We start from the raw sequence: 13,802 nt of genomic DNA on the forward strand, positions 1-13,802 counted from the left end.
CTCGCTTCTTCACGTAAGGAGGACTTACGCATAAACTGCTTTTAAGGCCGATAGACCGTTCCTACCAGCCCGTCGTATTTTAATGCAGTGAGCGCATTTGTCACGGAATCGCGGCTGATTGTGCCAGAATCCGCCTCACCAGCCGCCATTGCCTGGAATAGTAGCTGCATCCCGTCGTAGGTGGCGGCGGCGTAGGGGCCAGCCGTCTCGTCGAAGGGGGTCACATTGTTGTAGCTGGTTTGGAATTCCGTTGGAAGCAACGTTGGGTCTTGCGTGGTAAATGGCGGACTGCCCAGGGGTAGGAGTGGGAGATTGGCTTCGGCGTAGATCGGTTGGGCAACGGCCGTTGTTTCCCCCAAACCATGCCCAATCACCGCCACCACTGCCGGATCAATTGCGAGAGAAGCGGCCGTTTCCTGCGCCAACTGCTCATCTCCTCTATCATCCAGCGCCACCAACGCCACGCGATAGCCGCCAATACCGCCCGCCTCGTTAATTTCCTGCACCGCCAGCCGCGCCGCATAAATCGCATCATAACCCAGCTCCCGCTGCGCTCCCTCAAACGGTGCAACCAGTCCAATTTTGACGACAGGTTGGACGCTGGCGCATCCGGTAAACAGTAAACCGTAAACGGTAATCAGTAACCAAAACCGATTACTGATTACCGATAACCGATCACCGGCAACGTTGCACATTCGCCAAATGCTCCTCATAGGTAATGCTAAAGGCGTGGCTGCCAGCAACGGCCGCTTCACAATCCGCCACAAAAAAGATGAAATCCGTCTGGGTGGGGAACGCCACCGCCTCCAACGACGACAGGCTAGGATTGGCAATAGGGCCAGGGGGCAAACCGGTATAGCGGTAGGTGTTGTAGGGGGAATCCAGCTCCAAATCCTCTAGCCAGAGCGGGGATTTCCACCAGCTATCACTTTCTGGCTGGTAGCCCAGCGGATATTGCACCGTCGGGTCTGCCTCTAGCTTCATCTCCTGCGCCAGCCGATTGTAGAACACGCCCGCGATGATCGGCCGTTCTGCATCCACTACTGCCTCACGCTCCACAATCGCCGCCAACGTCACCGCCTGGTGCATGGTGAAACCTTGAGCCTGAAATCCCTGCTGCATGGATGTCGTCACCCGCTGCCCAAAGGTTCGCAGCATCAAATCTACTAAATACGCCGCATCGGCCTCTGGTGGTAGCCGGTAAGTATCTGGGAACAGGTAGCCTTCCAGCGTAGCCGTGGGCGGCAAATCTGCCAAAAACGGGTAGGGTGCCAGATCAAACACTGCCTGCCGCTGGGCAATCGCTAAAAATTGGGTGGCATCCACGTAGGCAATCGGGTTGTCCGCTAGATAATCGGCCATCTGCTCCAAACGCCAGCCTTCCACAAAACGCACCGTCTCTTCCTGCACCACCGCCTCGGTTAGCGTGGCTGCTATTTGGGGAATGGTTTGCTGTGGGTCAATGATGTATTCGCCTGCTTCCAGTTGGGCGTCTAAGCCGTGAAAGCGCAGGTAGTTGAGGAATAACTCTGTGTTGTTCAGTAGCCCGGCCGCTGCCAGATTAGCGGCAATCGTATCGGCCGATTCGCCGGAAGCGATGGTGAACGGCGCAGGGGTGAAACCATTGCCTGCAGGCTGCTCAAGTTCGTCAGCGTTGGCGGTGAGGTAGGTTTGCAGGTAGATGTCACGGGCTTGCAGGGAACGGCCGTTCCCCACCACATCATCCCCCAACCAGCGAAAGTAAAATAGCAACACCGCCGCCAAACAGGCCGTGAGCACGACCAACAGCAGAACCGACCGCGCCATACAACCCAACCTGCGCCGTTGGCGGCTCTTCGGTGGTTCCTGGTATGGGTCTTTACGACGCTGCGGCCGTACTTTTTGTGTTTCGATTATTCACCTCAAACTTTAGTAGCCGCGGAAAGAATCCGCGGCTATAGCTTTTTATTGGCGATGCGCGTCTAAGTAGCTTTGCAAAATGAAAGCGGCAGCGACGGCATCCACTTGCTGGCGGGCTTTTTTGCCGCGCTTGCCCCGCAGGCGTAAACTTTCTTCCGCCTGCACGGTGGTAAAGCTCTCGTCCCAAAATTCAACAGGAACCGCACACTGTTGGCTGAACTCGGCGATGTAATTACGAATCCAAACGGCCGTGTCACTATCCTCACCCTCGCTTGTGGTGGGCAAGCCCACCAGTAGCAGCGTCACCTGCTGCTCGGCCAAAATTTGCTGGTAGCGGGCAAAATCTTCCTCGCGGGATTTGCGCTTCACCACGCCGTACGATTTGGCAATGGTGCGCGTGGGATCGCTGATGGCCACGCCAATCCGCTTGCTGCCTAAATCCAGCGCCATGACGCGGCCAGGGTATGCTTCGCTCATGAACCCAATTCCCCCAAAACGTGAAGCGCAAAAAAGAGGGCGCTCTGCTGCACCGAATCCACAATTTCCCCCGCAAACAGCATCCTCTTCACCTCGGAGATTGGCAGTTTGAGCAGTTCCATCTCTTCGTGAGCGTCCCAAGTGGGAACGGCCGTTTCCACCACGCCCGTTGCCAAAAAGTAAAATGCGCGGCAGCTCATCCGCGCCGGGTCTGGTGAGCCGCTGCCGATGAGCCGCATGTCGGCGCAGTCGCAGCCAGTCTCTTCCAGCAGCTCGCGCCGGGCTGCTGCGAGCGGGGATTCCCCGTCGTCAACGAGGCCACCTGGCGTTTCTAGCAGCGTTTGCACCACGCCATGCCGGTAAATCCGCACAAACAAAATCTCACCCGCTGCCGTGACCGGGACAATGTTTACGTAGTCGCCACTTTCCATGATGTAGTACGGGTCTATGAGACGGCCGTTGCTCATCTCGCAGGTGTCTGCCCGTACGGAAATCCACTCATTTCGCAGTAAATATTCTGAATTTAATACTTTCCAATCTAAATGATTCATGTTTTTCTTTTGCCACAGAGGTCACAGAGGTTTTAGAGATTGATTTTAAACCGTTTGCTTCCTCGCTTTCCATTGTCTGGATTACGGCCGTTTTGACTTGCCGTTTTGCCTACGATTTACAGATAAAGTAAGCGAGTTTGCCAGTTTGCGTGCGAACATTTCTTCCACCCACGTTAAGGCTCAATTTCTGTTTGAATCCGCTCCGTCAAGTATGGCACACGGTCAAACCAGAGCGGCCAAATGTCCAATGTGGGGACGGCGCGGAGGGGGAGATTTTGGTAGAGGTAGGCTGCGGCCATTTCGGGAGATTGTCCGGTAACGGCCGTAATCGGATCATCCAATGCCAAATTTGCAGCCACCACCCCCTCGCCAATCATGGAAAAAGTAACGCGACCCGCTTCATCTACCGCCACCACCTCACCGCTGCTGAAGCGAATGCTGTCTGGCACCAGCGTAAAGCCAGCCGGCACGACCTGCCCCAGCGAATCAAAGGCTAAGCCAGAAGCAACCGTGGTGTCTACGGCCGTTCCCACCAATTCCGCCCGCATCACCAACGTCAGTTCGGCCGTTTGCTCCCCCACATCGTGCGAAAACGTTTCGTCCAGAATATTGACTACGCGAACTGCATCCTTCGACAAAAATTCCCGCTCGGTTAGCTGCGCCTCCATGTTGGCCAAGGCCACCGCTTCCAAAAATTGCAACGCCTGCGCCCGCAACCGCTCCTTATCTTCTAAAGAGACTGCGGCCGTTTCCCGCACAGCCCCGCCGCTCATCGGCTCCAAATTACGCACTTCTACCTGCAAATCCAGTGCACCCTGCACCCGATTCACCAAATTGGCAACCACATTCCCCTGCGGCCCCGGCACTTCGGCAATGACCTCCACTTCGGCCGTGCTGCCCACTGCTTCACCCAGCGTAACGTCCTCCAGCGTTTGGAAAGCCACGTTGCTGCCATCAGAGGTGCTCACTCGCGTACCGGCCGGAATGGTGACGGCTTGCGCCAACTGGTTAACAAACAGCACCATGCCCCGTGCTGACGCATCCGGCAACGCCACAACCCCCGTCGTGGCAACGCTAGTTTGCCACGACTCCGTAGTGGTCAGCAAACGTGCCGGAACGGTGTTCAACGCATAATCCACCGCTTCCACTGCCGGGTCAGCAATGACGGGGCGTTCTACCTGAACAGTTTCAGTTTCGGGCTGCAAAATAATGGTGGCGCTAGGCACGGCGTAGGTGAAGGCAGCATACAAAATTGCGAGGGTAAGGCAAAATAAGAAAATGGCGGCGTAACGCACGAGCCACAGCCGCAGCGTTGATTTTGGCGAGAGGCGGCGGTTCATTTCTTGGCGATCGGCGGGGTCTAGGGGAGGATACGGCCGTTGCACCAAACTCGTTGGCGTTTCCAACATCTCTTCCCAGCCACCATCTCCAACCGTGGGCAACCCTACCCGCTCACGCCGCTTACGGCCGCGCCACCACCCCCTGCGGCTCGTCTCCGCCACATCCACCGATGGAAAGACGGGCAATCCAATAGCCCGCGCCTGCCGCGTAATCGGCACATCGGGCGTTACCAGCCCCAGCTCCAGCCGCTGCCTGTCGGCAAAGCGACGCAGGCGCACCAAATCCAGCCCTTCGCGCAGCACACCGCCGCCCTCCGGCAGCACCAGCAATGCCTGCTGCGTCTCCGCCCAGGTCAGGCGATCACAGATGGAAATGATGTCGTCTGAATCGTCGAGGTGGATAATTTGCATATGGAGATTGGAGACTCGAGATTAGAGACTTTTCAGTCTTTAATCATCCAGTCTCCAGTTTCAATTAACCAATTGCCTTTTCAATCAATTTCGGCACTAGCGCCAGCGCCTCTGGTAGCTTGGCCGCATCTTTGCCGCCTGCCTGCGCCATGTCGGGGCGGCCACCACCGCCACCGCCGACCACTTTGGCAACCTCTCGCACAATGTCGCCAGCCTTAATGCCGCGCGGGATCAAATCTTTGGTAACGGCTGCAATGATGATTGGCTTGCCGTTGTTTACCGTGGCCAGAACGGCCGTTCCCGACCCCACATTGTCTCGGAACCGATCGGCCATCTGGCGCAGGCCATCCACCTGCACACCTTCAACTTGCGCCGTGAGCAGCTTCACGCCAGCCACATCTCGCGTCTGCGCCATGATGGAGTCAAATTGCATCCCAGCCATCCGCTGCTGTATCTGCTCAATTCTCTTTTGCGCCGCCTTCTGCTCCGCTTGTAGCGTTTCAATGCGGGACTCCAGCTCAGAAACCGGCACGTTTAGCTGCCCAGCTAGCCGGTCCAGCAGGTTCAGCCGCTCGGCGATGAGCTGCCGCGCTACGCGACCCGTCACCGCCTCCACGCGGCGCACGCCAGCCGAAACTGCACCCTCACTGGTGAAGCGGAACAAACCAATGTCGTTGGTTTCAGCAACGTGCAGACCGCCGCATAGCTCAAAGCTGTACGGCCGTTCACCTTCGTACCCAATTTGCACCGTCCGCACAATGTCGCCGTACTTTTCGCCAAAGAGCGCCATTGCCCCCTGGCCAATTGCCTCTTTTTGCCCCATGTACTCAATTCCCACGGGATAATTTGCCAAAATTGCATCGTTGATTTTCCCCTCAATTTCGGCCAGTGTCTCGCTATTGACGCCGCTTTCGTGGGTAAAATCGAAGCGCAGGCGGTCTGGGGCCACAAGCGAACCCGCCTGGGTGACGTGCGTCCCCAGCCGGTCGCGCAGTTCCTGGTGTAAAATGTGGGTGGCGGTGTGGTTGCGGCGAATATCACTGCGGCGCACGTTGTCCACCTGCAAGCGCACTAGCTGGTTCAGCTTAAATTCGCCTTGAACCACCTCACCCACCTGCACCACCAGGCCGTTGAGCGGCTGGCGCGTATCGTCTACACGAAAGATTGCGCCGCCGCCCAGCCCCAAAATCTGTCCCGTGTCGCTGACCTCACCGCCGGATTCCACGTAAAAGTTAGAAACGGCCGTTACCATCTCCACCACATCCCCCACCTTCACGCTATCAACCAATTTACCATCACGAATGAGGCCCACAATTTCCGACTCGGTTTCTGCGCCCAGGTAGGGGTCGTACTCTACGCCGTCTTCCAGTTGGCCAGTGGATTGGAGGTTTGTTAGGAGACGGCCGTAAACGCCAGTCTCGGCGCTGTATTCACCAAAAGCCCCCTTGCCGCTGGCAATAGCGTGGGCTTCACGCGCCTCGGTGTATCCTTTCTCATCCACGGTGAAACCACGCTCTTGCACCACATCGCGCGTAATTTCCAGCGGCAGGCCATGCGTCGCGTACAGATCAAAGGCCACCTCACCAGAAATTGCTTTCTCGCCCTTCTCGTTCAGATCGGCCATGATGTGGTATAGCTGCACCATCGCCGACTCCAGCGTGCGGGCAAATCGCTTCTCTTCCTGCGTCAGGGTCCGCAAGACGTGTTCCTCACGCAGCTTCAGTTCCGGGTACGCTTCACCCATCTGCCGGATGTACACTTTAGCAACCTCTGCCAAAAACGGACCGGTAAAGCCAATACTGTAGCCAAAACGCACCGCCCGCCGGATGATCATCCGCAAGACGTAGCCACCGCCCGTGCCGCTAGGGCGCACGCCGTCAGCAATCAAAAAAGCAGCCGCCCGCCCATGGTCGGCGATCACGCGGTAGCCCACCAGATTTTCCTGCCGCTGTTCGTCGCTATCGCCAAGCAGTTCCTGAACTTTATCCAGCACGCCACTGAACAAATCAGTATCGTAGTTGTTGTCGGTGCGCTGCATAATTCGCACCATGCGCTCCAAACCCAGCCCGGTGTCCACCGATGGCTTGGGCAGCGGTGTCAGGCTACCATCTTTTTCCCGGTTGAACTGCATAAAAACGAGGTTCCAGAACTCTAAAAACTCTTCGTCATCATCGGCGTTAAGGCGGCTGGGATCGCAAGTGGCCATGTCGCCCATGTAGAAAAACATTTCGGAATTGGGGCCGCAGGGGCCGGTTTCGCCCATCTCCCAAAAGTTATCTTTTTTGCCAAAGCGCAGGATTTTTTCGGCGGGTAGGTACCGCTGCCACAACTCAAATGATTCATCATCGTCGGTGTAAATGGTGGCCCAGAGGCGTTCTTCCTCTAGCTCCAAAACGCCCGTTACAAACTGCCAGGCAAAGTCAATGGCTTCTTTTTTGAAGTAATCGCCAAAGGAGAAGTTGCCCATCATCTCAAAAAAGGTGTGGTGGCGCGGCGACGGGCCGACGTTCTCTAAATCGTTGTGTTTGCCCTGCACGCGCATCACTTTTTGGGCGGTGGCGGCACGGGTATACGGCCGTTTCTCTCGCCCTAAAAAGAGATCAACAAACTGATTCATCCCGGCATTGGTAAACAGCAGGGTTGGGTTATCAATCTGCGGCAGTGGCGAACTGGCGACTACCTCATGATGCACCTCGTTAAAATAATCTAAAAATGCTTGGCGAATTTCGTTACTCGTTGTGGGTCTCATGTTCTCTCCGTTATCGGCTGTTACCGATTACCAATCACTGTTTACCGACTTACCGGAATTTTACCGTAGCAACAAAAAACCGCCAGACTGTAAACGTTCAGTCTGGCGGCTTGGGCGCTGCGCTTAAATTGTGGTGAAAACTCAGGCAGCAGCAATCGCCAGACTAGACATCTGGGCGGCTGCGGCGGCACCGGTGCACGTATGCAGTTGAGTGTTCACAAAAGTTATCATGAGGCAGAGGATAGCAAATCGGGCTGTGAGTGTCAACAAAAATTTGGTTACAAAAGTGGCACGGTCAGGAAACCGACCACAGCGTGAATCGCAAATCAGTTCGGGGGTGTCAACGGCCAAATGATTGGCTCACCACTGCTGATGAGGATAACGCTATTGCCATCCAGGTACCAGCCCACCAGTTGGGCATCGTCGAATTGCTCGATGAGGTCGGCCGTTTCAAACGCATCATCTAGCTGATAGATTGAAACAGAACTGCCAAACATGCCTTCAAACTCGGCGATGAGCTGGTTGGTAGTTGGGGAGTAGAGCATGGCAAACGGCCGTTCCGCAGGCAAAGGGGCACCATCTTCTGCTACAGGAACAATCGTTTGGCTTCCATCTTGCGCCACAATGGCAAATGGCAAATCAGCATAAAGGAGATAGCCTGAGTCGCCCAACCAAAGGGGTGCATCCCCAATCCAGCCACTGCTGGCATAAACACCGGATGCAATGGCAGGCACACCAGAATCTGAAGCGGCATCTGTAACAAACAGTTCGCCATCTCGCAGATAGGCGATTTGGCCGCCGCCTGGCGACCAGGAGAAGAAGGGATCAATATCTTCCACAAGCACCGTTTGGTTTTCTGGACCGCGCAAAAGCATAAGGTCAAAGCTTTGCCCATTATGAATCGCAGCCGCAACCGACGGAGGCCCATCCAACATAGTCAGTGGCGTAATGGCTGCCCGGCCAACTTGCTCTGCCCAGCGTTCATCTTCACCTGTGGCAAAATTGAATAAGTGCAAATTCGTCACAGATCGCTGATTCGCAGTAGGTTCCCAAAAGCTGCTGCCATATGCCAGCCAGCCAGCCTCATAACCAAAGTAAATTTCTACCTCTATTGGCAGTGGCTGTGGCTCTAACGCCTCATTTTCCAACATCAGAACCGGTTGCCCGTAATTGCCAGTGCCGTAGGGCAACCAAACCATAGCAGGTACATCCGGTGCTGGCGGTTCTGGCGTGTCGGTTGGTGGCGTTTCGGGAGGTGCGGCCGTTGGGCGTGGCGTTGGCGGTTCAGGTGTAGGGAGGCTGGTTGTTGGTTCTGGGGTGTCTGTTGGCTGTGGTGGTACGGCCGTTGCCGTAGGCACAATTTCAGCTTCGGCAATGGTTTCTGCGTGGAGTGTAGGGGTAGGCATGGCTGTTGGCTGGACAGTACGTCCGCAACCAAGCAAAAGCAGGGCGAACAGGTACCAAAATAATCGCTTCATGTCAGGAAATCCTTTTGCTTAAACCAGCAAATTGAGCAATGCCTCTTTTTCCAGCGGCCCAAAGTAGGGTGCTAAATCTGTGTCTGCCAAAGCCTGGGCAATCACATCTCGGTCATAGCGCAGCCCAATCAGTCTCATCTCTAGCTCGGCCACATCCTGCTGACCGGTAAAATCACCATAAATTTTGATGCTTTGAATGCGTCCTTTTTCCACCTCGGTGCGAACATCCACTTTACCTACTGAAAGTTTTTCGCTTTTTTGAACATTGAAGGCGGGGGTACGGCCGTAATTCCAATCCCAGGTCATATACCGCTGCGTTGCAATTTCACGAATCTGCTCCCAATCCTCATCCGCCAATGGGTAAGTGGGAATTTTCTCAGACTCAAAGATGCCGGTTAATAGTGTCTGCCGGAACGTCGCAACATCCATGTCGTCAGACAAATGCTCCCGAATATTGGTCACAAACGAGCGGATGGATTGCACTGCTTTCGATTCAATTCGAGCCTGGCGCGGATTGATCGCGCGCAGCATATTTTCCAAATTCGTATCAAACAAAATCGTGCCGTGACTAAACATGCGTCCTTGAGAAGCATATTGGGCATTGCCAGAAATCTTCTTGCCGTCCACAAACAGATCGCTTGTGCCATGCAACGCTGCAGCAACACCTAAACGTTGCAACACACCGACAACCGGGCGGGTAAATTTATCAAAATTGTGCAAATCCTGCCTGCCCTGCGTAATAAAGCTAAAGTTAAGATTCCCCAAATCGTGATACACAGCCCCTCCCCCAGACAGCCTCCGTACGACATGAATCTCACGTTTGCGTACAAAATCTGGATCAATTTCCTCAATGCTGTTCTGGTTCCGCCCAATGATGACAGATGGTGCATTGATGTAAAAGAGCAGCAATGGCTCCTCAATTTGCACGTTGCGTAGCAAATGCTCTTCAATGGCTAAGTTGAGTCGGGGGTCGGTCGTTTCCTGGTTATCAACAAATCGCATGGGTCAGTTCCTTCTCATGGAATCATTTGGGTGAACTGATTTTAGCGACTCCCCTTCATTTCCGCTATTTTCCGGGCGCAGCCTTTCACATTCAACGTCCAATTCATGGGACAGTTTAGAATGCTTAATTTTCTTCTGTAGGAACGGCCGTTGGCGTCGTTTCTGGCGTTGCGGTGCCCTCAGCGGTTGGTGTGGGCGTCTTGTATGGCTCCGTTACCAGTTCCACCGTTGTTAATTCACCTTCCACCACCTGTACTGGCTGCCGATACTCCACCCCTTGTAGCTTCACAAACAAGGTATACTCACCCGGCATCACATCCGCAAACACGAAGTTCTCCGCTAGCAGTTCATCTGGGTTGATGAGATTTTGCGGATCGCCCTGGTAGCTATAGGTGTTAATGAACAGTGGCTCGTCCTCACTGGCGTCAATGAGCGTGATTGTAACACCCTGCCACGGCCGTCCTTGCGGATCAACCAATCTCCCAGCCACTACACCCCGCGTGGGGCCGGGATGAATCCACAGCATCGGGTTGCGCGTGCTGCCAAACTCATTGGTTCCGACGCGCACTTCCAGATGCAAATGGGGCACAATGGCGGCTCCGCCCACCCCAACTTCGGCAATGGGCTCGCCTTGTGCAACGCGCTGACCAACTTCCACAGCCAAGCCAAGCACATGCCCGTACAGTACAAAAATGGGTTGCCCCTGCCATGTTTGATCCAGTTCCAGCACTATCAGATGCCCATACCAGTTGCACCGCCAGCCGTACAGGGCCGAATCGTCCGCTTGCGCCACAACCACTGTGCCATCGGCCACCGCCAATACGGGCAACCCTAGCTCGCCGGCAATGTCAATACCGTTGTGCAGCAAGTAACGGCCGTTGCCATCCGAGCCATACGGAAACGTTTTGTTGATAATGGTTCGCCCACCGCCAGGCACAGGTTTAATAAAGTTAAAATGAGCCATTGGCTCACCAACTGGCGTCGGCCAGGGGGTGGTGGCTAAAAAGTTGCGCGTGTAGTCAGGCCGGGCCGGGGATTCTTCTGGGCAGCGGCGGTTGATGGGAACGGCCGTTGGCGTTGGCGTCTCGGTGGCCGTCGGTGTTGCCGATGGCAACGCTGTCGGCGTGCTGGTTTGCGTTGGGGGAGGTGTCAACGTCGGTGGCACCGTCGTCGACGGTGTCCAGGTTAATGTAGGTGCAGGAATTGGCGTGCCGCTAGGAATCAACGTAGGCGATGATTCTGTAGCCTCAGCAGCAAAGGCAACGGCGTCATCGGTTGTGGTCAGTTCTGCTGTGTCTGCTTGTTGGCAGCTACTCCCCAAAACAATCAGCAACAGGCTGAAAGCGATAAATAGTCGTTTCATAATGCTCCAATCAGGTTTTCACCATGCAATTGTCGCTTAGGGAGAAACGGCCGTCAAATATATTGTCCAGGTAACTATTCACGTCCCAGAGGTGACAGTCACTTTGTTATGGTCTTTGATGTGCTAAAGTCCCTGGAAATAGTGACCGTCACCTGTACAGTTACTTGTAGATGATGGGGAGGTATGTTTAGTAGCCCAGGCTCGCTACCCACTCTGCTACACCAGCGCGTGTCCACAAATTGTCGTCCACGAGCTTAATCATCTCGTCAGCCAGGTTGTTGTGGCGGCCTGTGGGGCCAACAACCTGCCGCTCACCGATGTTAAAGCCAACGCGCTGGCTCAATCGCCAAATGGCCATGCTGTAAGAAAAATCTGGCTTTTCGATGGACTGCGGGCCAAAGGCGCCTGCATACGCCGCAGCCAGGGCACAAGTGCGCCACTCATCGCGCCGCTCATAGGCGTAATAGCCAATCTGCACCCGCTCTACAAAGGCGCTGCGGCACAGGGGATGATACAGGCGACCAATTTGCAAAAAGCCAGAGAGTGTGTCTGTTTTTTGCGCTGTCTCATCGGGGAATTGGGTAATGATAATGGGGTCAGGCTGTTGGGGGACGGGTAACGGCCGTTCTGGAAAAATAACTTCAACAGGATTGTGAATGGTTAAAGCGGTGGTTTCCACTGGGGCCGTTTTCACGCCTAGCAGGCTAGAAATAAATGTGCGGGTTTTCATTAAAATCAGGTTCTCCAAAATACAAGATGTGGGCAGCAAAGCTGCCATCATTTAAGATTCAATAGCTTAAGATAATTCTTTCGTCCCAGACGGGAATAAGCCATTGTGTCAGCGTAAAAAAGAAGCGATAGGCGTATTATTCACTGCCTCTTCACGGCAAGCGATAGGAATAACAGCCCAAAACGGCCGTTTTCATCTAGGACTATTGTTCATCTAAACCAACAAACGGAAGGCTCCCTAATCAAAGTACTTCTCAGAAGGGCAAGCAAGTTTAACACTCTTTTCAGTGGAACACCTGTAAATTCACATTTTTATCATCTCTTTTCATGTATTATTAAGTAGGTCGCCCTGCTCCTTACAGAGCGACCCAGTTGGGAAAAGAGACTGTCCTGATATCCTCTCAAAGTTTAAGGGTCAGTCTCTTTTTTTATTGCTAGTTGATATTGCCGATATTCCAACCATACTTCAGCAACTTGCGCTACGAAAGTCGCTACTACCAGTAACTCAACAAATGACACGTCTATCACCTCCTCTTTAAAATGGTTTTGTCTCTTATTCCAAATACAAGATGTGGGCAGCAAAGCTGCCATCATTTAAGATTCAATAACATAAGATAACTCAAGTTGCTACCTTAAAAATATGGCTGACACTCTCAGCCAGAACAAATAATGCGATTTTCAGCTCAAAGCCTGCGGCTGTGACTGCATGAATGCTCCTCGGCATCCTGCGTGCAATGGATGACCCTGTCGTCTCCACAATCTTGCGATGCAGTTTTATCCAATAAGTGCGCCACGGTGGATACGGCCGTTTGCTGTTTTTCTTGCGTACAGGACATAGTTTCACCTGTCTTGTCTCATTGATTAAGTCTTCCATGGTGTAATCATTGTAGATTTTGTCCGCATAGATTTCTGAACCCGTCGGTAGGTCAAACTGAAAGGAGCGCAGGTGAGTCACATCGCTTTCAGAACCCGGTGTTAGGAAGAACTCAACTGGTTGACCCTGACTGGTGACCATCAAATGTAGTTTGAGTCCATAGAAGTAGCGGCGTTTGCTCGCAATCTTGCCGCGATACTTCTCTTCTCGATAGAGACGACAGCGGCGAATGCGCCAATTGTCACACACCACAATAGGAAAGGTATCGATCACATAGATGGAATCATCACACAGTTCTTTCCAGTGATTGCCTAATATCTCGATAAAGGTCACGATATGATGGCTCACTCGGTGCAAACGACGCGAGTACCGACTTTTGCTCAACATCGCTGGGATGTAGCGGCGTTGCCGCAAAAAAGCGCGGGCAAGTTCATAATTGCCGCCAAAAAACAGAGCGGCCACAAGTGCTGTGGTGATGACCTCTGAATCATTCATGCGGCATTGGCTATTTTCATGATGACCAAGGCTGCGCAAAAGGTCGTTAACCAGCGTGTAAATCGCTACAATTTGTTCGTCCATGATTGTCCTCGTAAATATGGTTTGGTGGTTCAAACCCACTTTACTTGGCTTTCATGGACTTCACCATTTTTGACTGTTAAGGTAGCAACTTAGGTTAAGATAATTCTTTCGTCCCAGACGGGAATAAGCCATCGTGCCAGCGTAAAAAAGAAGCGATAGCCGTATTATCCACTGCGTCTTCACGGCAGGCGATAAGAATAACAGCCCAAAACGGCCGTTTTCATCTAGGACTATTGTTCATCTAAACCAACAAACGGAAGGCTCCCAGCCGAGACTGCTTCTCAACAGGGATTCCAACTGTAGCAACAACAATTTGGTAAAAACAGCATTGTTCTTACCGGGTGCTCATA

The 13,802-nt window shown here is 53.6% G+C and carries 11 protein-coding genes; all 11 read right to left on the minus strand.

All coding sequences use genetic code 11. The annotated features are described in order from the left end of the window. Window positions 1-41: 41 nt before the first annotated feature. Window positions 42-695, minus strand: a complete 654-nt coding sequence (locus tag ACOQPM_RS18990) for an ABC transporter substrate-binding protein (RefSeq protein ID WP_420631833.1) — start codon at window positions 693-695, stop codon at window positions 42-44. Next, complete coding sequence (gene mltG / locus ACOQPM_RS18995) at window positions 676-1,806, minus strand: endolytic transglycosylase MltG (RefSeq protein ID WP_420631834.1); 1,131 nt, start codon at window positions 1,804-1,806, stop codon at window positions 676-678. The genes ACOQPM_RS18990 and mltG overlap by 20 nt, the downstream gene beginning before the upstream one ends. A 138-nt stretch (window positions 1,807-1,944) precedes the next feature. Then, window positions 1,945-2,376, minus strand: a complete 432-nt coding sequence (gene ruvX / locus ACOQPM_RS19000) for a Holliday junction resolvase RuvX (protein WP_420631835.1) — start codon at window positions 2,374-2,376, stop codon at window positions 1,945-1,947. Further along, on the minus strand, window positions 2,373-2,927 hold the full coding sequence (locus tag ACOQPM_RS19005) for an NUDIX hydrolase (protein WP_420631836.1): 555 nt from the start codon (window positions 2,925-2,927) through the stop codon (window positions 2,373-2,375). Before ACOQPM_RS19005 ends, ruvX begins: the two co-directional genes overlap by 4 nt. Window positions 2,928-3,100: 173 nt before the next feature. Beyond that, entirely contained in the window at window positions 3,101-4,678 is a 1,578-nt protein-coding gene (locus tag ACOQPM_RS19010) for a baseplate J/gp47 family protein (RefSeq protein ID WP_420631837.1), read from the minus strand. Window positions 4,679-4,742: 64 nt separating this feature from the next. Further along, window positions 4,743-7,427: an alanine--tRNA ligase gene (gene alaS, locus ACOQPM_RS19015; RefSeq protein ID WP_420631838.1), complete on the minus strand. Its 2,685-nt coding sequence runs from the start codon at window positions 7,425-7,427 to the stop codon at window positions 4,743-4,745. Window positions 7,428-7,753: 326 nt separating this feature from the next. Beyond that, window positions 7,754-8,905: a hypothetical protein gene (locus tag ACOQPM_RS19020; RefSeq protein ID WP_420631839.1), complete on the minus strand. Its 1,152-nt coding sequence runs from the start codon at window positions 8,903-8,905 to the stop codon at window positions 7,754-7,756. 18 nt (window positions 8,906-8,923) lie between these two features. Further along, on the minus strand, window positions 8,924-9,907 hold the full coding sequence (locus ACOQPM_RS19025; protein WP_420631840.1) for a lipoate--protein ligase: 984 nt from the start codon (window positions 9,905-9,907) through the stop codon (window positions 8,924-8,926). 124 nt (window positions 9,908-10,031) lie between these two features. Continuing rightward, the gene (locus ACOQPM_RS19030) at window positions 10,032-11,270 is read right to left on the minus strand and encodes a peptidoglycan DD-metalloendopeptidase family protein (RefSeq protein WP_420631841.1); all 1,239 of its coding nucleotides are present in this window, start codon (window positions 11,268-11,270) and stop codon (window positions 10,032-10,034) included. Window positions 11,271-11,457: 187 nt separating this feature from the next. Further along, window positions 11,458-12,000, minus strand: a complete 543-nt coding sequence (locus ACOQPM_RS19035; protein ID WP_420631842.1) for a hypothetical protein — start codon at window positions 11,998-12,000, stop codon at window positions 11,458-11,460. A 618-nt stretch (window positions 12,001-12,618) separates the two neighbouring features. After that, entirely contained in the window at window positions 12,619-13,452 is an 834-nt protein-coding gene (locus tag ACOQPM_RS19040; RefSeq protein ID WP_420631843.1) for an IS982 family transposase, read from the minus strand. Between the last annotated feature and the right edge of the window lie 350 nt (window positions 13,453-13,802).

This window comes from Candidatus Leptofilum sp. (assembly GCF_965223525.1).
Taxonomy (GTDB): Bacteria; Chloroflexota; Anaerolineae; order Promineifilales; family Promineifilaceae; genus Leptofilum.